This is a genomic window from Bifidobacterium sp. W8103 (assembly GCF_016100775.1).
Taxonomy (GTDB): domain Bacteria; phylum Actinomycetota; class Actinomycetes; order Actinomycetales; family Bifidobacteriaceae; genus Bombiscardovia; species Bombiscardovia choladohabitans.
The window spans coordinates 1,178,849-1,198,353 of record NZ_JACFRV010000001.1 but is presented as its reverse complement, the minus strand read 5'-3'; the positions used below and the strand labels follow the sequence as shown (position 1 = coordinate 1,198,353).

At 63.1% G+C, this 19,505-nt stretch carries 15 protein-coding genes; 2 read left to right on the top strand and 13 right to left on the bottom strand.

Annotation, left to right across the window (positions count from 1 at the left end; translation table 11 throughout):
• Window positions 1–8: 8 nt before the first annotated feature.
• On the bottom strand, window positions 9–1,910 hold the full coding sequence (gene rho, locus H3U90_RS04525) for a transcription termination factor Rho (protein WP_198177219.1): 1,902 nt from the start codon (window positions 1,908–1,910) through the stop codon (window positions 9–11).
• Window positions 1,911–2,105: 195 nt separating this feature from the next.
• Between rho and H3U90_RS04520 the strand changes: the two genes are divergently transcribed.
• On the top strand, window positions 2,106–2,768 hold the full coding sequence (locus tag H3U90_RS04520; protein WP_198177218.1) for a TetR/AcrR family transcriptional regulator: 663 nt from the start codon (window positions 2,106–2,108) through the stop codon (window positions 2,766–2,768).
• 60 nt (window positions 2,769–2,828) lie between these two features.
• Here H3U90_RS04520 and H3U90_RS04515 read toward each other — a convergent pair whose 3' ends face one another.
• From H3U90_RS04515 to rmuC, 11 genes are all read right to left on the bottom strand, one after another.
• Window positions 2,829–4,418: an NAD(P)/FAD-dependent oxidoreductase gene (locus H3U90_RS04515; RefSeq protein ID WP_198177217.1), complete on the bottom strand. Its 1,590-nt coding sequence runs from the start codon at window positions 4,416–4,418 to the stop codon at window positions 2,829–2,831.
• A 138-nt stretch (window positions 4,419–4,556) separates the two neighbouring features.
• Window positions 4,557–4,871, bottom strand: coding sequence for a DUF2469 domain-containing protein (locus tag H3U90_RS04510; RefSeq protein ID WP_015022511.1), 315 nt, complete (start codon window positions 4,869–4,871; stop codon window positions 4,557–4,559).
• Window positions 4,868–6,028, bottom strand: coding sequence for a GNAT family N-acetyltransferase (locus H3U90_RS04505; protein ID WP_415873758.1), 1,161 nt, complete (start codon window positions 6,026–6,028; stop codon window positions 4,868–4,870). Before H3U90_RS04505 ends, H3U90_RS04510 begins: the two co-directional genes overlap by 4 nt.
• A 136-nt stretch (window positions 6,029–6,164) precedes the next feature.
• On the bottom strand, window positions 6,165–7,667 hold the full coding sequence (gene gatB, locus H3U90_RS04500) for an Asp-tRNA(Asn)/Glu-tRNA(Gln) amidotransferase subunit GatB (RefSeq protein WP_198177216.1): 1,503 nt from the start codon (window positions 7,665–7,667) through the stop codon (window positions 6,165–6,167).
• Between the two features lie 24 nt (window positions 7,668–7,691).
• Window positions 7,692–9,245 carry an Asp-tRNA(Asn)/Glu-tRNA(Gln) amidotransferase subunit GatA gene (gatA, locus tag H3U90_RS04495; RefSeq protein ID WP_198177215.1) on the bottom strand — a complete coding sequence of 518 codons (1,554 nt, stop codon included), beginning with the start codon at window positions 9,243–9,245 and terminating at the stop codon, window positions 7,692–7,694.
• A 4-nt stretch (window positions 9,246–9,249) separates the two neighbouring features.
• Complete coding sequence (gatC, locus tag H3U90_RS04490) at window positions 9,250–9,546, bottom strand: Asp-tRNA(Asn)/Glu-tRNA(Gln) amidotransferase subunit GatC (RefSeq protein ID WP_015022515.1); 297 nt, start codon at window positions 9,544–9,546, stop codon at window positions 9,250–9,252.
• A gap of 43 nt (window positions 9,547–9,589) precedes the next feature.
• The gene (locus tag H3U90_RS04485; protein ID WP_198177214.1) at window positions 9,590–10,579 is read right to left on the bottom strand and encodes an ABC transporter permease subunit; all 990 of its coding nucleotides are present in this window, start codon (window positions 10,577–10,579) and stop codon (window positions 9,590–9,592) included.
• Complete coding sequence (locus tag H3U90_RS04480) at window positions 10,576–11,502, bottom strand: ATP-binding cassette domain-containing protein (RefSeq protein WP_198177213.1); 927 nt, start codon at window positions 11,500–11,502, stop codon at window positions 10,576–10,578. Before H3U90_RS04480 ends, H3U90_RS04485 begins: the two co-directional genes overlap by 4 nt.
• Window positions 11,499–12,224 (bottom strand): TrmH family RNA methyltransferase, encoded by a 726-nt coding sequence (locus H3U90_RS04475; protein ID WP_198177212.1) that lies wholly within the window; start codon window positions 12,222–12,224, stop codon window positions 11,499–11,501. Before H3U90_RS04475 ends, H3U90_RS04480 begins: the two co-directional genes overlap by 4 nt.
• Window positions 12,221–12,898 (bottom strand): orotate phosphoribosyltransferase, encoded by a 678-nt coding sequence (locus H3U90_RS04470; protein WP_198177211.1) that lies wholly within the window; start codon window positions 12,896–12,898, stop codon window positions 12,221–12,223. Before H3U90_RS04470 ends, H3U90_RS04475 begins: the two co-directional genes overlap by 4 nt.
• 37 nt (window positions 12,899–12,935) lie before the next feature.
• Window positions 12,936–14,288: a DNA recombination protein RmuC gene (rmuC, locus tag H3U90_RS04465; protein ID WP_198177210.1), complete on the bottom strand. Its 1,353-nt coding sequence runs from the start codon at window positions 14,286–14,288 to the stop codon at window positions 12,936–12,938.
• 176 nt (window positions 14,289–14,464) lie between these two features.
• On the opposite strand from rmuC, the gene H3U90_RS04460 reads away from it, so the two are divergent.
• Entirely contained in the window at window positions 14,465–16,540 is a 2,076-nt protein-coding gene (locus H3U90_RS04460) for a P-type ATPase (RefSeq protein WP_198177209.1), read from the top strand.
• A gap of 73 nt (window positions 16,541–16,613) precedes the next feature.
• Here H3U90_RS04460 and clpB read toward each other — a convergent pair whose 3' ends face one another.
• Window positions 16,614–19,391, bottom strand: coding sequence for an ATP-dependent chaperone ClpB (clpB, locus tag H3U90_RS04455; protein WP_045935832.1), 2,778 nt, complete (start codon window positions 19,389–19,391; stop codon window positions 16,614–16,616).
• Window positions 19,392–19,505: the final 114 nt, after the last annotated feature.

Here is a 19,505-nt window from a genome sequence, read left to right as displayed (position 1 = left end):
GACCCGAGTCACTTCTGAGCCAGCATGGACTGGTTGATGGCCGCCAGGAAGTCCCGGTTGGTGGCCGTCTTCTTCAGCCTGGGCACCAGGGTCTGGTAGGCCTGCTCGGTCTCCATACCGCCCAGAAGGCGACGCAGCCGGTAGACCACAGCCAGCTCCTCGGGCGCGGTGATCAGCTCTTCGCGCCGGGTGCCGGAGGCGTTGATGTCGATGGCGGGGAACATGCGCTTGTCGGCCAGGTCCCTGGTCAGCCTCAGCTCCATGTTGCCGGTGCCCTTGAACTCCTCGAAGATGACCTCATCCATCTTGGACCCGGTTTCCACCAAGGCCGATGAGATGATGGTCAGGGAGCCGCCGTTCTCGATGTTGCGGGCGGCGCCGAAGAAGCGCTTGGGCGGATAGAGGGCTTGCGCGTCCACACCGCCGGAGAGGATACGTCCGGAGGCGGGAGCCGAGATGTTGTAGGCGCGGGCCAGACGGGTCATGGAATCCAGAAGGACCACCACATCCTGTCCCAGCTCAACCAGGCGCTTGGCCCGTTCGATGGCCAGCTCGGCCACAGTGGTGTGATCGCTGGCAGGGCGGTCGAAGGTGGAGGAGATGACCTCACCCTGGACCGTGCGCTCCATGTCGGTGACCTCCTCGGGCCGCTCGTCCACCAGGACCACCATCAGATGAACCTCGGGGTTGTTGGCGGTGATGGAGTTGGCGATGGACTGCAGGGTCAGGGTCTTGCCGGCCTTGGGCGGCGAAACGATCAGACCGCGCTGACCCTTGCCGATGGGGGCGACGATGTCGATCAGACGACCGGTGATGTTCTTGGGCTGGGTCTCCATCCGCATGCGCTCCTGCGGGTAGAGGGGGGTCAGCTTGTTGAAGTGGGGCCGTCCTGCAGCATCCTCCACGCTCATACCGTTGATGGTGTCGATGGCCTGCAGGGGAACGAACTTCTGCCGCTGATTGCGGTGCTCGCCCTCGCGGGGGGGACGGATGGAGCCGTGCACGGCATCACCCTTGCGCAGGCCGTACTTCTTGACCTGGCCCATGGAGATGTAGACGTCGTTGGGGCCGGGCAGGTAGCCGGAAGTGCGCACGAAGGCGTAGGAGTCCAGCACATCCACAATGCCTGCCACGGGGACCAGATCCTCGGGCTTGAAGTTCTCCCTGGGCTCATAGTCACGATCCCGGCCGTTGCTGCGATGGTTGTTGCGGTTGCGCCGGTCATTGCGATCATTGCGGTCGTTACGATCGCCCCGGTTCCGGCGATCATAGCCGTTGTGACGGTAGTCACGGCCTTCCTCGCCGCGATCCTCGTAGCTGCGTCGACGGGGCCGGTCATTCCGTGAGGGCAGTGCCGCCAGAATGTCGTCCAAATTGCGCACAGAACCGGAACCGGAGCCTGCGCGCTCCTCATCATGCTCCCGCTCGCTCCGACCACGGTTGGTGTGGGAGCCTCGGGATGAATCCGTGTTGCGGTGACGGCGACGGGATATGACCACGTTCTCCTCGTCGGCCACGGTATGGGGGAAGCGGGTCCGGCGCTCGCTATGGCCGCTCTTATGATCGTCAATGCCCAAAACATCGAAGAGGTCTCCGACAGGACGATCGTCCTTGGATTCCTCGGATTCCTTGGTATCCGTGGTCTCCTGTCCGCCTTCCGCGGAGGACTTCGCCTCCTGCTTCGTCGGCTGCTGCTGATCGGCGACCTGGCCCCCCTTGGCCACGGCGGCCGCAGCCTTGGGCTTACCAACGGTTACTCCCTCAGGGGCCTTGCCGCCCGAGCGTGCCGCCTCGATCGTTTCGATCAGGACAGGCTTGCGCATGCCGGAAATACCGCGCAACCCCAGCTGCCTGGCCAATTCCTTGAGTTCGGGCAGCTTCATGGAATGAATATCTTGGCTTGTTGCCACTGTTGTAATGCCTTTCCTTCGCTATGCCTAATTAGGCTAGGCAAATAGCTTGAGAATAGTGCGGGGGTACCGCTCGTGAAAATTCGATGCCGACTCGGCTTATCGAACTTCCATAAGCCTACAACGTGCGGCCGACGGGTGCAAGAATCGGCCTGCGTGTCCAGAAATTCGTGGGTAAGCCTCTAGACTGGGCGTATGAATGATCGACCATCTCTGCGTGAGCAACGGCGGAGCGAATTCGTAACCACCGCCATGCGGGTCTTCGACCGCAAAGGCGCTGCGAACACCTCCCTGCGCGATGTAATCCACGCCATGAACCACGGCAAGGGCGTGGGCATGAGCGTCTTCTATTACTACTTCAAATCCAAGGACGACCTGATAGATGCCTGCGTGCGCACCTACCTGGCCTCCTACGTGGACAATGTGGTCGACATTCTGCAGAATCCTGACCTGAGCGTTCAAGAGGCTTTGGACGACATCTGCCCGCACCTGATAAGGGCCATCTGGAAGATGGATGTCATCTTCGCAGATAAAGCCAACTGGTACAACTACCTGAGCACCAACAGCAATGTGATGGAGGGCTTCGTCAGGCAGATCATCGACCCCTTGACCAAGGCCCTGGACCGCTGGCTGGATCGGGGCGACCTGCCGCAGACCCAGCTGATCCAAACAGCCGGCACCCGTACTGTGGCGTGGCTGATGGCCGACGGGCTCTCGTCCATCGTCAGCAATGGCAGAGGGGCGGCAGGTCATCCGCAGATCAGAGAGTTGGTCCGCCAGCGTGTCCGCGAAAGCGTGGCCTTCTTCTCGCAGCTGCTGGGCCTGCCCCTGAAGGCGCCAGCTATAGCCCTGTCGTGAATGACAAAGCCTCCGGCCCTGCGGTCGGAGGCTTGAAGGGAAACGAAGGCCGTGGCCTGCCTACTTCTGTTCGTGGTAGGACTTCTCGGTGTTGACGTTCCAGACGTTGGACTTGTCGGTACGCCCCGATTTGATGTTGGCCACGGCTTCCATGGATGTGGCCATGGAGTGATCCTGGTTGTTGTAGTGGTGCTGCCCGTTGCGGCCCACGCAGTAGAGGTTGCCGAAGGAGTCCAGCCAATTGACCAGCTCGGGCATCTGGGCGTAGGTGTCGAAGTAGGCCGGGTAGGCCTTGACCACCCGCTCCCGGTGCGAATCCAGCACGTCGGCAGGTCCGTTGATGATGCCCATCCGGGTCAGCTCCTTGATGGCGAAGTCAGTGGTCGCCTGATCGCTCATGCTCCAGAAGTCATCACCCTCCTTGCAGAAATACTCCAGGCCAATCCAGACAGTGCCGTCCACATTCTTGACCATGTAGGGGCTCCAGTTGTTGAAAATCTGGATGCGGCCCATCTTGTAGCCTGGGTCCTGCACATAGATCCAGCAGTCGGGAACGATGGGCGGGTCGCCCAGGGTCTTGATGGAGGTGGTGTTGCGGATGCGCAGGTGCCGGACCAGCAGGCCAACGGTTACGAAGTCACGGTAGGGCAGGCCCTGAGCCACCCTGACCATCTCCTTGTCAGTGGAGGGCTCCTCGTGGGCGATGGCCTCCACCAGGTCCTTGATGGGCATGGAGGAGATGATCTGGTCAGCCTTCAGGGTCACCTCCTTGCCATCGGCGTTGCGATAGATCACACCGGTCATGTGGCCGTCTTGCTGGGTCAGTCCGATCACACGGGCATCGGTGATCACGTGGACTCCGTGCTCCACATTGCGTCGCTCCACGGTCTCCCAGAGCTGCCCCGGACCCAGCTTGGGGTACCAGAACTCCTCGATCAGGCTGGTCTCGACCTGATGGGCGTCGCGCTTCTTGGGCAGCAGCTTCTGGAAGGCGTTCTTGAGCACGCCCATGATGCTGAGCCCCTTGACCCGCTGGGCGCCCCAGTCGGCGCTGATCTCGCGGGGGTGACGGCCCCAAAGCTTTTCGGTGTAGCCCTCGAAGAACATGGAGTAGAGCTTGCGACCGAAGCGGTTGATATAGAAGTTTTCCAGATTGTCTTCGGGCAGCTTGTGGACGACGGACTTCAGGTAGCTGAATCCGGCCTGCATAGTCAGCTTGAAGCCCATGGCTCTAAGTGTATTGAGCGTCAAGGAGATGGGATAGTCGAAGAAGTGGTGGTTCCAGTAGATCCTGGAGACGCGGTGACGCTTGAGCATGACCCGGTCGGTCTTCTCCGGGTCGGGGCCGCCGGGCTCCAGGTCGTGGTGGCGGCCGAGTTTTTTATCGTCATAGGAGGGCGCACCCTGCAGGGGCAGGACCTCCTTCCACCAGTCCATGATCCGGTCATCCTTGGAGAAGAACCGATGGCCGCCGATGTCCATGCGGTTGCCGTTGTGCCGGACCGTACGGGAGATGCCGCCAAAAGCGTTGGTGGCCTCCAGCACAGTGACGTCATAGCGCTCGTCGCCGCCGTCCTTGACCAGTTCCCATGCCGCTGTCAAGCCGGCGGGCCCTCCGCCGATGACAACCACGGACTGTTTGCGCTCCATGCCAACCTCCTGAAAACCGTATGAAATCATCACCACTGTACCCGGCTCGTCCCCAGTCAGATGCTGCCGAGCGACTTCCCACACGAATTCCCGCCATTGCGTGGAACAAACGTGATGATGCTCGCCCTCACAAGCTGTCTAGCCCAGCGAGTCAGGGATATCGATGTCCGTCTTCTGCACTTCCTCCACATTGACGTCCTTGAAAGTGACGATGCGGACGTTCTTGACGAACCGGCTGGACCGGTAGACGTCCCAGACCCAGGCATCGGTCAGCCGGACATCAAAGTAGACGTCCTGCCCAGCGGATCGGACGTTGAAGTCCACCTTGTTGGCCAGGTAGAACCGCCGTTCGGTCTCGACCACGTAGGTGAACAGCTTGATCACGTCCCGGTACTCGCGATACAAGGCCAATTCGGCATTGGTCTCGTAGTTGTCGAGATCCTCAGCGCTCATCGACTACCTCCATTCGCGCGATCACGGCCATGGCCAAGCGTACGCCACCAGGCGCGCTTGGATCGCTTGGCCTCAGCCGACCCGTAGGCCCAATCCGACGCTGTATGCTCCTCGCCAGACTGCTCGGCAACGGGCTCTCCGGAACCGGACTTCTCCCCCGCATCCTTGGCGTCCGTCTGACCAGGGCCCGCCGTCTTGTCAGTCCTGCTGTTGGAGCCTGCATGGTCCTCAGCAGGTTTCCCTGAATGTGAACTACTTTTCGGGGACGGATTGGCTTGGTCACCTGATGTCTGTGAATTCTGGGATGCCGGAGTGGACTCCCCGGACTCGGACCCGCTTATGTCGCCATCCTCATCCGCAGTGTACCCGTGTGCAACAAGGGCTTCGGCCACACCGGGATTTTCACGGATGACATGCATGCCGAAAGCATTCAAAGAACGGATGGGATCGTACTCGTCGACCAGGGCATCCATGACGATCTGATCCTGATACTTGCCGTTCTCGGCGTCCCAGAGCGCATCACGGGAGGTGCCCGAGATCATGAATCCCAGGGACTGATAGACGGAGATCGAGCGGGTGTTTTTCTCCGGCACAGCCACCCAGATCCGGTGCAGGCCCAGCCCTGTAGGAGCAGCCGCGTACCCGTAGGTCATGATTCTGGGCATGGCATCCCGGGAGTAGCCGCGTCCGCGGAAGTGCCTGCCCAGGACCACCTGGATCCTGGCCGAACGGGACCAGCCGTCCACGTCGATCAGGAAGATCATGCCGATGACTCCCTTGGTGGCATCGGCATCGGGCGAGCCGTCCTGGTCGGTATCCGCATCTGTGACCATGGCCCAGGCCAGGGTGCGACGGGACTCTGGATCGCCCACGCCCGAATCACGGGCAGCCAGACCCTTGGACCAGGCCACCGACCGTCGCACCCAGGCGTTGACCACAGCTCGTTCGGCACTGGGCCCCTTACCGGTGATTCCGGTGGAATTGTAGAAGGCCTCCAACTGGTCCATTGCCGTCAGATCGGCGATGACGGCTGGCCGCAGGTGCAACATTTCGCCGCGGATGTAGGGAATCTCGATCCGGTCGGGCAGCTGTCTGTTCGCTGCGTCTTCGGATCCCTCGGATTGCGTTTGCGGTCGGTCATTGCCCCTGCCGCTCATAGACATCACGTCACCTCCATGATCGCCACCTTGCGATGGCAATCAATTGTAATCCCTCGCCCCTGGGAAAACCATGAGAAGCCAGGCAGTCCGCCGGTCCGAACCCGATGGGACCGGGCCGGCGGACCGGGCGCGGTCAGGACTTGGCGATGCGCTCCATGACGATCTTGCTGACCGCCTTGGCATCGGCCTGACCCTTGGTGGCCCGCATGACCGCTCCGATAATAGCGCCCATGGGCTTCATATTGCCGCCCTTGAGCTTGGCCACGATGTCCGGGTTGTCCTTGAGAGCCTGATCGACGGCTGCGTCCAGGGCCCCGTCATCCGAAACCACCTGATAACCGTGCTTCTTGACGACCTCGGCGGGCTTGCCTTCTCCTGCCAACACGCCGGAGACGGTCTGCTTGGCCAGCTTGTCATTGAGCCTGCCGTCAGCGATCAGCTGCTCCACATCGGCGACATCCTGAGCCGAGATGGGCAGCTCCTGCAGGCTGACCCCACGGGCGTTGGCTTCGCGGGAGATCTCGCCCAGCCACCACTTGCGGGCTCCGGCAGCCGTGGCTCCGGCCTTGACCGTATCCTCGATCAGATCCACGGCATCGGCGTTGACCGCGTCCTGCATCTGCCGGTCGGTGAAGTCCCACTCCTTCTTGAGGCGGGCGCGACGTTCGCGCGGCATCTCAGGCATCTGGGCCCTGAGCTCTTCGATATGATCCTTGGTCACATGGACCATGACCAGGTCAGGGTCAGGGAAGTAGCGGTAATCGTTGGCATCGGTCTTGACCCGGCCGCCGGCAGTGGTCTGTGTGGACTCGTCCCAGTGGCGGGTTTCCTGCAGCACCTCCCCACCGGACTCCAGCAGGGCGGCCTGACGGCGGATCTCGTAGGTCAGGGTCTTCTCGATGCCCTTGAAGGTGTTGACATTCTTGGTCTCCGACCGGGTCCCCAGAGGGGCATCCGGCCCGGCGTGCAGGGAGACGTTGACGTCGGCGCGCATGTTGCCCTGCTCCATCCGGGCGTGGGAGATGCCCAGGGCCCGGACGATGTCTCTGATGGCCCGGACGTAGGCCCCGGCCACCTCGGGGGTACGCGCTCCGGCACCCTCAATGGGCTTGGTCACGATCTCGACCAGGGGGACACCGGCACGGTTGTAGTCCACCAGGGAGTGGTCGGCGCCTTCGATGCGGCCATCGGCCCCGCCCACGTGCGTGTTCTTGCCGGCGTCGTCCTCCACATGGGCCCGCTCGATGGGCACACGGAAGATGCTGCCGTCGTCCAGCTCCACATCCAGGTAACCCTCACCATTCAGGGGCTTGTCGTACTGGGAGATCTGATAGTCGCGGGGCATGTCCGGGTAGAAGTAGTTCTTCCTGGCGAATTGGCTCCACTCGTTGACCTTGCAGTGCAGGGCCAGGCCCAGTTTGACCGCATAGTCGATGGCGGTCTTGTTGACCACAGGCAGGCTGCCGGGCAGGCCCAGGGAGACCGGGGTCAGCTGGGTGTTGGGTTCGCCGCCGAACTCGATATGGGCCGGGCAGAAGAGCTTGGTGTTGGTGCAGAGCTCGACATGGACCTCCAGGCCGAACACCGGGTCGTACTTGGCCACGGCATCGGCGTACTTCATAAGTTTTTCAGCCATTGTGATTCCGTTTCCTTCCGATGCCTACTTGGTCGAATCCTGAGCCAGGCCATCCAGCCAGGGGGTGGACAGCTTCTTGGAGATGGGCCCGCCCCACTGCTCCTCCAGGGCCGCCTCGAGAGCTGCGGCAGGCCGGTACATGACCTCGTCGCGCATCTGGGGGGCGAAGAACTGGAAGCCGACAGGCAGCCCGTCGTCGCTGAGCCCGGCGGGGATCGACATGGCCGGGGTGCCGGCAAGATTGGCCGGAATGGTGGCCACATCATTCAGATACATGGCCAGCGGGTCATCCATCTTCTCGCCAAAGCGGAAGGCCGTGGTCGGCGAAGTCGGCGAGACCAGGACGTCGGCCTGTTCGAAGGCCTTCTCAAAGTCGCGGATGACCAAGGTGCGAACCTTCTGGGCCGAGCCGTACCAGGCATCGTAGTACCCGGCGGACAGGGCGTAGATGCCCAGGATGATCCTGCGCTTGACCTCGTCGCCGAACCCGGCTTCACGGGTGGCGGCCATCATGTTGGCAGCCGTCTGGGGGACGCCTTCTGGGGGCATGACCCGCAGTCCGTAGCGCATGCCGTCGTAACGGGCCAGATTGGAGGAGACCTCGGAAGGCATGATGATGTAGTAGGCGGCCAGCGCATAGGGGAAGTGCGGGCAGGAGACCTGGACCACCTCGGCGCCCATGGACTCCAGAAGCGAGACGGCCTCGTTGAAGCGGGCCTCGACGCCGGGCTGGTAGCCCTCGCCGCCCAACTCCTTGACCAGCCCCACCTTGAGGCCCTTCAAATCGCGATTCTGGCCTTGACGAGCGGCCTGGGCCAGGGGGGGAACCGGCTTGGGAATTGATGTGGAGTCTCGGCGGTCATAGCCACCGATGACCTCCTGCAGCAGGGCCGCATCCAGCACGGTCCTGGAGACCGGACCGATCTGATCCAGGGAGGAGGCCATGGCGATGGCCCCGAACCTGGAGACGCCGCCGTAGGTAGGTTTGACGCCCACGGTGCCGGTCAGGGATCCGGGCTGGCGAATGGACCCGCCGGTGTCGGTACCCAGAGCCAGCGGGGCCTCAAAGGCGCCGACGGCCGAGGCTGAACCACCGCCCGAGCCGCCCGGAACCCGCTCGGTATCCCAGGGATTGTGTGTGGGCTTGAAGGCCGAGTGCTCAGTGGAGGATCCCTGGGCGAACTCATCCAGGTTGGTCTTGCCCAGAATGGGCATCCCTGCGGCCTTGAGCTTCTTGATGACGGTAGCGTCGTAAGGCGGCACCCATCCCTCGAGGATCTTGGAGGCTGCTGTGGTGGGAATGCCCTTGGTTACGATCATGTCCTTGATGGCAATGGGGACGCCGGCCAGTTCCGGCAGCCCCTCGGCGCCTTCATTGGCCAGGCGCTGGTCGAAGGCGTCAGCCTGTTCCAGGGCCTGATCGGCGCTGACCTGCAGAAACGCATCAATGCTAGGCTCGGCGGCTTCGATCACATCCAGATGAGCCTGAACCAGCTCGCGGCTGGAGACCTGCCCCGACTGCAGCTGTGCGGCCATGTCGGAGGCGGATTGCTTGACCAATTCTTCCTGTGCGCTCATCGTCTCACTCCTCACCCAGAATGCGCGGGGCCACGAACATGCCCGATTCAGTGACCGGCGCCCCCGAGAGGGCAGCCTCCTGAGTCAGTGGTTCCTCAGCCTCATCGGGACGCAGGTAGGCCTCCAGAGGAATGGGATTGGCTGTGGGGGGCACGTCGTCGCCGGCCACCTCCTGGACCTTGGTAATGGAATCGGCGATCACGTTGAGTTCGCCCTTGAGGCGGTCAGCCTCCTGATCGGTCAAAGCAATCCGGGCCAAATCGCCCAAGTGCTTGATCTCTTCACGTGTAAAAGTTGGCATACCACTTATCATATGGGTGCTCTATGACACGCAGAAGACAGGGTCAACCGATGTCTGCGCGCCGAAAGACCAGGGTTCCCGGAGCACAGCATAGGGCCGTCCAGACCATCATGATCAGGCCCGACTGCCACCAGGTGGGCCACCATCCGCTGCCTGACTCTGTCGCCCGGCCCAGGCCGGAGAGGAAAGTGGCCAGCAGGCTGGTTGGGGTCAGACTGAGGGGGATCTGCAGCCAGCCGGCATGAGGGAACAACCCCCCCAGGAGCCCCAGAATCGATGGCAGAATCACGATTAGTCCCAGAAACAGGCCGATTCCGCCGGCCTTGGAGCGGCTCAAGGCCCCCAGACCCAGGCCCGTCAAAGCAAAGAGGACCAGCATGAGCGGACCGCCCAGCAGATCAATCATGGCAAGCCCGGGCTTGTAGGCGGGCAAGGCCCCCGATTTGCCTGGCAGAATCAGGGTCGCCAGGATCCAGCCGAGCAACAGACCTACCTGTGCCGCCAACCAAGTCAACAAGGCCAAGGCAAGACCCTTGGCCGTCAGAACCATGCCCCGACGAGGATTGGCCGTCAGCGTGCTCTCAATGGTGGCTCCGGAAAACTCACGCGTAAGGACCAGAACCCCCAGAATGCCCGCCACAATCATGGCCGGGAACAGGCCCGAAACGACGGCCGACCGGAAAACGTCACCGGAGGCAGGCAGCAGGTGATCCGGAAGGTGATTGGTCTGCCGACCCGGGCCAGCCAGGACCCGGGTCGCACAGGCCATCAGGCCGGCGCTCAATGGCTGTAACAGCATGACGATCAGGAGGAGGACCCAGGTAGATCGTAGGGAGAGCATCTTGCGCAGCTCCCCTCGGACCGCCCCGAAAAGGGTCAGCTGACCTGACGGACGACGCGAATCCAGGAAGGACAGCACCGAAGTCCGACGCAGCCGCGTGAAGGCGGAGCCATGCCGTGGGGTTGCATTATCAGGCCCTGCGGGTACCTCTCGCCGACTCCGGCGGACTCGGCGGCCGCTGTCGGCACTCATGGCCGCGCATCCCTTCTGCCGTGAATCATGTCCTTGTAGGCCTGCTCCAAGGAGGCTTTCTCCGGCTGGAAGTCGTAGAGCACCACGCCCTCCTGGGCCAGAATCGAGGCTGTCGAAGCCAGGGGCGCGCCCTGGATGCGGAAACGGGCGGCATCCGGCGGACAGCTCTCGTCTGGCGGCAGACGGGTGATGCTGATTCCGGCAGCCGTGGCCAGGGCGGCCCTTAACTGGTCGGGCTGCGGCGTTACCGCATAGATGGAGTCCCGGGAGTGCTCGCCGATGAATCGGGCCACTGTCGTTCTCTCCAGGACCCTTCCCTTGGCGATGATGACCAGATCGTCGGCGATTTGAGCCACCTCGTTTATCTTACGGGAGCTTAGGAGGACCGCCCTGCCCTGCGAGGCAAGGCCGCGCCAGATGTCCCTCACCCGGTCGGCTCCCTCCGGATCCAGACCGTCAAGGGGATCATCCAGAACCAGGTTGTGCGGTTCACCCAGCAGGGCAGCGGCCAGGGCCAGCCGCTGACTCATCCCCAGAGAAAGGGATCCCGTCGGCCTGTCGGCGACCGATTGCAGACCGACCATCTCAAGCACCTGGTCCACCCGACGATGATCAATGCCATTGACCACAGCCAAGGCCAGCAGGTGATCTCTGGCCTTGCAGGCAGGATGGGCGTTGCGTGGATTCAGTACCGCTCCCGCTGTCCGCATGGGCGATGAAAGCCGGACGAAGGGCTGGCCATCGAACAGGGCCTTGCCTGTGTCAGGGCGAACCAGCCCCAGAGCAATGCGCAGTGCTGTCGACTTGCCGGCCCCTTTGGGCCCCACAAACCCGGTCACCCGACCGTCCCTGGCCGTAAAGGAGACGCGGTTCAGCGCCTTGCGGGAGCCAAAGCGCTTGGTCAGCGAGTCGACGACAATCATGGCAGAGTCCCCCGGTCCGACTGACCCGCAACTCCGGCATGCTGGCAGATCCAGGAGTGCATGGCCACGGCAGCCGCAGCCCCCGCGTTGATGGAGCGCACCGATCCGAACTGGGAGATGTAAACCACATCGTCGGCCAGCTCCAAGGCCTTCTTGGACAGCCCCGGCCCCTCGGCGCCGAACATGAGCAGGCAGCGACGAGGAAAGCGGTAGGTCTCCATGGGGATAGCCCCGGGGACGTTGTCGATGGCGATTATGCGGGGGGCGGGCTCCCCCTGTCCGGCCGCCTCTTCTTGCAGGGTGGCCGTCATGGTTGCTATGTCGGGGTCGTGGACCACATGCTGATAGAGCTCGGTCATCAACGACCCCTTGCGATTCCATTTGTGAGGACCGACTATATGGACGCGGCGAGCTGCGAAGGCGTTGGCGGTTCGGACCATGGAGCCGATATTGAAATCGTGGGTCCAGTTCTCCACAGCCACCTCGAAATCATGGCGACCCCGGCGATCCAGGTCGTCCCGAATGGCCTCGACCCTCCAATAGCGGTACCGGTCCAGGACGTTGCGCCGATCCCCCTGCTCCAGCAGTTCAGGGTCATAGCACGGCTCCGTCGGCAGGGGCCGCTCGGGATGCTCCTCCCGCCAAGGGCCGACCCCCACCTCCCGGAAAACAGGCTCATCTGAGGCCATGGCTGCTCGGGTCACCGGGTCAGGCTCCCTCATGACCGCTCCGGAGAGTCATCGGCGGCACCGACGAATTGATCCTCCTGGTAGGCACAGATGAAAGGCAGCCTTTGCCGGGATTCGTCCACCGGATCGACCACCTGGATGCTGCCATCGGTCCGGCCACCCACCAGCGAGGCGATGGCCAGCGTCTTGGCACCCTGACGCTGGATAATCCCGCAGTCAAGATTGAGTTCGTTATTCTTGCCCAAGGTAACCAGGGACGAGGTCTGCACATAGGATTTCCGGCCCAGCCAGGCATCCAGCAGGATGACCCGCCTGCCCTCGATGGAGGGGCCTTTGATGGAGGGGTAGACGAAGTCCATAACGAAAGCGTCCAGATCCTGACCGCGTGAAGCCGCCGCATGGAGCATGGCATCAGCCAGTGGCACGGCAGCGGCGGTCAGGGCCCCGACCGCATCGAAATCGTCGACTGAATAGCCCGCATCCTCCAGGGTGTCCAGAAGCACATGACCGGCAAGTTCGGCCCCGCGGTGGTGGAAGGTAACCCCGCTCAGCTCGGTGAAGGGACGCCCGCCAATCTCCTGGGTCAGGAGTTCACGCAGCTGATCGACCGGCTCAGGCAGGTCCACGTCGGATTTGCGCCCGACCAGATCAGGCGACCCGGTGGGCCTGAAGGATGAACCCTCTTGTCTCTTCGTTGCCTCGTTCATGCTTATCAGACTAGCGCCGGAGGCCCCTAAGCGGCACTCACTGCCCTTGGTCAGGCAAAACTTCCGGAGCGGTCAGCTCCCTGATATTGCCCTTGTCTGAATCGATCATGTCGACCGAATCGATGACCTTGGAGGGATCCATCTGCTGCAGCTTGCGGGCGGTGACCAGAACGCGCGACTCCAAAGAGGAGGCGAACTTGTTGTAGGCGGTCACCGTGGCGGTGATGGAACGGCCCAGTTTGTTGGCCCGATCGCCCAGAACCACAAAACGGTCATAGAGCTCGTGGGTGAGCGTAAAGAGGGTGCGGGCGTCCTCGGACAGGTTCTGCTGCTGCCAGGCGTAGGCCACCGACTTGAGCACAGCCCAGAGGGTCACCGGCGAGGTCAGGGCCACTTTCTGTGCGAAAGCGTCGTCCATCAGGGTGGGATCCACCTCCAGGGCGGCTTGCAGAAGGGAGTCGTTGGGGATGAAGGCCACCACAAAGTCCGGGGCCGTATCGAAGGCGTTCCAATACTCCTTGTCGGCCAGGGCCTTGACGTGCTCGCGCAGGGCCCGGGCATGCGCCTTGAGCAGCTCGTCACGACGGTGCAGTTCGTCATCGGAAGCGGCGTCGGGGATCTCGCAGGCCCGCTGATAGTCGGAATAGGGAGCCTTTGCATCGATAGGAATGGTCTTGCCGCCGGGTAGATGAACCACCATGTCGGGACGCAGAACGCGGCCATCCGAGGCGGTGACCACAACCTGGGTGTCGAAGTCGACATGCTCCAAGAGCCCAGCAGACTCGACAATATTCCTGAGCTGAGCCTCGCCCCAGGCGCCGCGTACCTTGTTGTTGCGCAGGGCCGAAGCCAAAGAGCTGGTCTCCTTGTCCAGTCTCCCCTGCTGCTCGCCCAGACTCTTCAGCTGCTGCCCCAGGGAGCCCATCTCCTGCTTGCGGCCCTCCTCGATCTGGGCCACCTTGTGCTGGAGGGCGTCCAGATTCTTCTGCACTGGGGCCAGAGCCGAGAGCACCTTGCTCTCCTCCTCGAGATTCTGAGCCTGCCTGCGCCGCTTCTCCTCTTCCTGAGCCTGTGCACGGCGGCGCTCCTGCTCGATTCTGATCTGCTCGGCCTGCTGGGCTTGGGCCAGCTGGGACTTGACAAAGGAGAGCTCGCGGTTCAGGCCGTCCACCTTGGTCCGTGCCTCCACCAGAGCCGCATCGGATCCATGGAGCCGTTCCTGGGCCTGATCCAGCTGCGAGCGCAGCTCATCCACCTGGCCGTCGGACCCCATGCCGACGGCCCTTCGACCCTGGGCGCGACCCAGCACATATCCGGCCAGTCCTCCCAGGACTATACCGATCAGCAGGAGAAGCACCACCATGACCACCGATGACGTAGAATCGAACATATGTTCTAGTAAACCTCCTGCACTGGACCCGGAAACCAGATCGGCGCGGCAGGCTGCCGGTGATAATTGGAGAATTCGTTTTTTCCGCAAGGAATCGGCCTTAAGACCGGTGCCGGACCGCAATAAAGGGCAGAATAGGAAATATCAAGGGGTTGGAGCAAGACCGAAGGAGATCCGTGGGTATCGATATCTTCCTGGCGATAGCCGATCTGGTCGTGGCCTGTGCGGTCACCTGGCTGATCATCTGGTACTTCCTTATGCCGTCGGCCCACACCAGCGACCAGGATGCAGCCGCGGACTCCCCGACCAACCGCTCCTGGCGCGATCCCGAGGACTGGGGCAAATGGGGGGCCGATCTGGACTCCCGCAGCCACCGTCTGCTCAGGCCGACCATCGTAAGTGCCCTGCTGACCGCGCCCGTTCTGGTTCTGGATCTGTTCGACCGCTTCGGCCCCGATCTGATTCCCTCCTGGCTGACCAGCCCCTGGGTCCAGGCCATTCTGATAACCCCGGTCATCTTCTACTGCGGCCGCGGAATACTCATGGACGGGTGGACGGCCATGACCGAGCACCGCTGCAGCCCCGATCTTCTGGCCATGCTGGCCACAAGCCTGGCCTACCTGTACAGCCTTGCCACCTGCCTGGCCGGGTCCCTGCTGCCTGAGGGCTCCCGATCCCCCTACTTCGATCTGGTCGGCGTGGTCATCACCCTCCTCTTACTGGCCCGGGTCATCGGCACCAGAATGGAAGCCTCCCTGGTGGCCTCCTTGAACCACCTGACAGAGATCCGTCCAGCCTCAGGTCTGGTGGCCGATTCCGAACATCCGCAGACGGTTCCCGCCCAAATCCGTGCACGTGACCGGATCCGCCCAGGCGATCTGCTCCTGGTACGCACAGGAGAGCGCCCAGCCGCCGATGGGGTTGTGGAGTCAGGGTCGGCCCTGGTGGACGACAGCGAGTTGACAGGCGGTGACAGACCCCGGCCATGCGGACCCGGCGACCGAATCCTGGCCTCCAGCAAGGTCCTGGAGGGCCGACTGTCCATCCGCGTGGATGCTGCCGGCGACAACACCTATGCAGCCAGGCTCACGAAAATCATTCCCCAGGCCCTGATTGAACGATCCCCCGCCATGCGCAGGATGGATCGGATCGTCCATACAGCCATCGCCCTGATCATGATTCTGGCTGTCTGGACCTTCATGCTCTGGCTCATGCTGGGACCGCAACCCCACCTGGCCCACGCCGTAGGCAATGCAGTCTGTGTGCTGACCATCGCCTGCCCCGCCGTCGCAGCCATGACCATCCCCATGGCCTTCCGAACCAGCCTGGAGACGGGCCTGGCCCATGGTCTGCTCTTCACCTCGCCACGGGCCATGAACCACCTGGGCCGGGTACGCAGCCTGATCCTGGACGACTCCTCTCTGCTGAATCCCGGCGACTCGGAGGGCCAGGGGGTCAACGCGGAATCCCTGACCCGGACCGCCACCCATCTACGTTCCCTGCGGGTACGCAGCCTGATCCTGGATGGGAGCCGACAGCCGGACGACAGGATTGAGCGAGCAGCCCGTCAGGCGGGTGTGGATATGCTGATCACCCGGCTGACCCCCGAGCGCAAGCGCGAGTGCATGGATCGGCTCAATCACGACCTGACCCGGACCAGCAGAGGCATCCCAGCGGACCGGACCGGTCAAGACACCGCCTCCGCCGCAAAGCAGGGACGAACCAGCCTGGTGGCTCTGGCGGCTGGGACCACAGCGGATCCCGGGCTGACGGACAGAGCACAGGTGGGCATCACGTTGGGTCCAAAACTCCAGGCTGACACGGACGACGCCGCAGACGACATCGCTCTGCCGCAACCGGACCTGATCCTGCACCAGGGCGACCTGGACGGGACCAGCAGGGCCATAGAACTGAGCCGAGCCACCACCCGGGTCATCAGGCAGAACCTGACCTGGTCCACCATCTACAACATCATCGCCCTGGTGATTGCCACCGGAATCTGCCAACCTTTCCTGGGCTGGATGCTCAACCCCATGATCGCAGCAGTAACAGGGGCCCTATCCACCATCCTGGCCATGCTCAACGTTCGTCGTCTGCACCGGCTGCGGCACCTGCGCCGTCGCTGGCTGCACCTCGCCCTGATCGACACGGACCAGCTTCCGACAGTCGCTGCACGGCGCCCTCAGATCATCGTCGACAGCCAGTGGGAGTCCATGCAAGAGGGCAAGGACCCGGCTGCAGCCATGGATTGAATCGGCAAAAACCATAGGATGCAAATTGGGGTCGGCATCCGGGAATCACTCCCGACGCCGACCCCAACTGATCTCAGCGAGGTTGGGTCTGATCCTGATCGTCGCCCCGCGCGGCATGACGGCCACGACCACCATCGCGTCCGCCATCGCCGGCATCGGCATCGCCATCAGCAGTCACATCGTCGACCGTGACCGAGTCATCGACCAGATTCTCAGTGGGCCAAGCGGTCAATTCCAGGTGGTCGCCACCGGTCTGGTCAACCAGGACCGTGTCGCCGTCGTGGACCTTGCCAGCCAGCAGCATCCTGGCCAGCTGATCGCCCACCTCGGTCTGGACCAGACGACGCAGGGGACGAGCGCCGAAGGCCGGATCGTAGCCCATGTTGGCCAGCCACTCCCTAGCGGAGTCGGTGACATCAAGGGTGATGCGCCGGTCGGTCAACCGCTGGGCCACCTGCTTGACCTGGATGTCCACAATGGAACCCAGCTCGTCGCGGGTCAGCGGATGGAAGATGACAAGATCGTCCAGCCGGTTGATGAACTCGGGCTTGAAGTTGGCGTGCACCGCGTCCATAACGGCCTTGCGCTTGGCCTCCTCATCCAGGTCGTCCCGGACCAGGAACTGCGAGCCCAGGTTGGAGGTCATGATCAGGATGGTGTTCTTGAAGTCCACCGTCCTGCCCTGGCCATCGGTCAGCCTGCCGTCGTCCAGAACCTGCAGGAGCAGGTCGAAGACCTCGGGGTTGGCCTTCTCCACCTCGTCGAAGAGGACCACCGAGTAGGGCCGCCTACGCACGGCCTCGGTCAGCTGTCCGCCCTCCTCGTAGCCCACATAGCCGGGGGCGGCGCCGATCAGGCGGGAGACCGAGGCCTTCTCCATATACTCTGACATGTCGATGCGGACCATGGCCTTCTCGTCGTCGAAGAGGAAGTCGGCCAGGGCCTTGGCCAGCTCCGTCTTGCCCACGCCAGTGGGGCCCAGGAACATGAAGGATCCAGTGGGCCTGTCAGGGTCGGCAATGCCGGCACGCGAGCGCCGGACCGCGTCGGAGACTGCATGGATGGCCTCCTGCTGGCCGACCACCCGCTTGCCCAGGTAGTCCTCCATATGCAGGAGCTTCTCGTTCTCGCCCTCCATGAGCCGTCCCACAGGGATGCCGGTCCAATCAGAGACGATCTCAGCGACGGAATCCGCATCCACATGGTCAGGAACCATGGGCTCCTGGGCCGGACCGCCGGCGATGTCAGCTCCATCGGGACCCGCATCATTGGCGGCGTTCTTGGCCTGCTCGGCCGCGTTCTCCGCCTGGGCCAGCTGCTTGCGAATGCCGGGGATCTCCCCGTAGAGAATGCGGGAGGCCTTCTCCAGGTCGCCCTCACGAGTGGCCTTGTCGGCCTCGACCCGCTTGGCATCCAGCTGGGCGCGCAGGTCGCCGACCTTGTTGTGGCCGGCCTTCTCGTTCTCCCAGCGGGCCTTGAGACCACCCAGCTTCTCGCGGGAGTCCGCCAGCTCGGCCTGCAGTTTGCTCAGACGGTCCTTGGAGGCGGGGTCATCGGCCTTCTTCAGCTGCATCTCCTCCATCTCCAGACGGGTGACGCGGCGTTGAAGCTCGTCGATCTCCTCAGGCTGGGAGTCCAGCTCCATCCGCAGGTGGGCAGCGGCCTCGTCAACCAGGTCGATGGCCTTGTCGGGCAGCTGACGACCAGAGATGTACCGGTTGGACAGCGTGGCCGCAGCCACCAGGGCATCATCCCCGATGGTCACCTTGTGGTGAGCCTCGTAACGCTGCTTGAGACCACGCAGGATGGCCACGGTGTCCTCCACGGAGGGCTCGCCTACGAAGACCTGCTGGAAGCGGCGCTCCAGAGCCGGATCCTTCTCGATGTTCTCGCGGTATTCATCCAAGGTGGTGGCGCCGATCAGGCGCAGTTCGCCCCTGGCCAGCATGGGCTTGAGCATGTTGCCTGCGTCCATGGACCCTTCGGCGGCACCCGCCCCGACGATGGTGTGGATCTCGTCGATGAAGGTGATGACCTGACCGTTGGCGCTCTTGATCTCGTTGAGGACAGCCTTGAGGCGCTCCTCGAATTCGCCACGGTACTTGCTGCCAGCCACCATGGAGCTCAGATCCAGGGAAATCAGCCTCTTACCCTGCAGGGTTGTGGGTACGTCGCCGGCCACGATACGCTCGGCCAGACCTTCGACCACAGCGGTCTTGCCCACACCGGGCTCGCCGATGAGGACCGGGTTGTTCTTGGTCCGCCGGGACAGTATCTGCATGACACGACGAATCTCCTGATCCCTGCCGATGACCGGGTCCAGCTTGCCCTCCTTGGCCTGGGCGGTCAGATCGGTGGAATACTTCTCCAGGGCCTTGTAGGTGCCCTCGGCATCCGGGCTGGTCACCTTGGCGCCACCGCGCACCTGGGGCACGGCCTTGCGCAGGGTGTCGGCCTGCAGGCCGTTCCGGTTCAGGATATCGGCGGCCTGCGAGGGACCCTGGGCGATGGCGATGAGCAGGTGCTCGGTGGAAACGTATTCGTCCCCCATGGCCTGCATTTCCTTCTCGGCCTGAGCCAGGGCCATGCTGAGCTGACGGCTGGCATCGGGCTGCGAAGCCGTGGATCCGCTGGCTGACGGCAGAGCCACCAGGGCCTGACGGACCTCGGCTCCGACCCGCTGACTGTCACCACCGGCTGCCTGAATCAGTCCGGGAACTACGCCGGACTGCTGACGCAGCAGGGAGTCCAGCAGGTGGAGCACATCCACCTGGGGGTTGCCGGCCGCCGAGGCCGACTGGATGGCATCGCCGATGGCCTGCTGAGCCATGGTGGTGAAGTTTTCGTTCATAGAGCATCCTCCAACATTCTTGGCGGGGCCAGCCGAATCATTCACCCGGCCTCGTCACGGGTTCATCTGTCTTCTACAACAGCGAAAGGAGGATACCTATTCCCAAACTTGAGC

Excerpts from the sequence above, each read along its gene's own strand:
- H3U90_RS04520 (WP_198177218.1), top strand. The coding sequence starts at position 2,106 with ATGAATGATCGACCATCTCTGCGTGAGCAACGGCGGAGCGAATTCGTA.
- H3U90_RS04515 (WP_198177217.1), bottom strand. The coding sequence starts at position 4,418 with ATGGAGCGCAAACAGTCCGTGGTTGTCATCGGCGGAGGGCCCGCCGGC.
- H3U90_RS04510 (WP_015022511.1), bottom strand. The coding sequence starts at position 4,871 with ATGAGCGCTGAGGATCTCGACAACTACGAGACCAATGCCGAATTGGCC.
- H3U90_RS04505 (WP_415873758.1), bottom strand. The coding sequence starts at position 6,028 with ATGAGCGGCAGGGGCAATGACCGACCGCAAACGCAATCCGAGGGATCC.
- gatB (WP_198177216.1), bottom strand. The coding sequence starts at position 7,667 with ATGGCTGAAAAACTTATGAAGTACGCCGATGCCGTGGCCAAGTACGAC.
- gatA (WP_198177215.1), bottom strand. The coding sequence starts at position 9,245 with ATGAGCGCACAGGAAGAATTGGTCAAGCAATCCGCCTCCGACATGGCC.
- gatC (WP_015022515.1), bottom strand. The coding sequence starts at position 9,546 with ATGCCAACTTTTACACGTGAAGAGATCAAGCACTTGGGCGATTTGGCC.
- H3U90_RS04485 (WP_198177214.1), bottom strand. The coding sequence starts at position 10,579 with ATGAGTGCCGACAGCGGCCGCCGAGTCCGCCGGAGTCGGCGAGAGGTA.
- H3U90_RS04480 (WP_198177213.1), bottom strand. The coding sequence starts at position 11,502 with ATGATTGTCGTCGACTCGCTGACCAAGCGCTTTGGCTCCCGCAAGGCG.
- H3U90_RS04475 (WP_198177212.1), bottom strand. The coding sequence starts at position 12,224 with ATGAGGGAGCCTGACCCGGTGACCCGAGCAGCCATGGCCTCAGATGAG.
- H3U90_RS04470 (WP_198177211.1), bottom strand. The coding sequence starts at position 12,898 with ATGAACGAGGCAACGAAGAGACAAGAGGGTTCATCCTTCAGGCCCACC.
- rmuC (WP_198177210.1), bottom strand. The coding sequence starts at position 14,288 with ATGTTCGATTCTACGTCATCGGTGGTCATGGTGGTGCTTCTCCTGCTG.
- clpB (WP_045935832.1), bottom strand. The coding sequence starts at position 19,391 with ATGAACGAAAACTTCACCACCATGGCTCAGCAGGCCATCGGCGATGCC.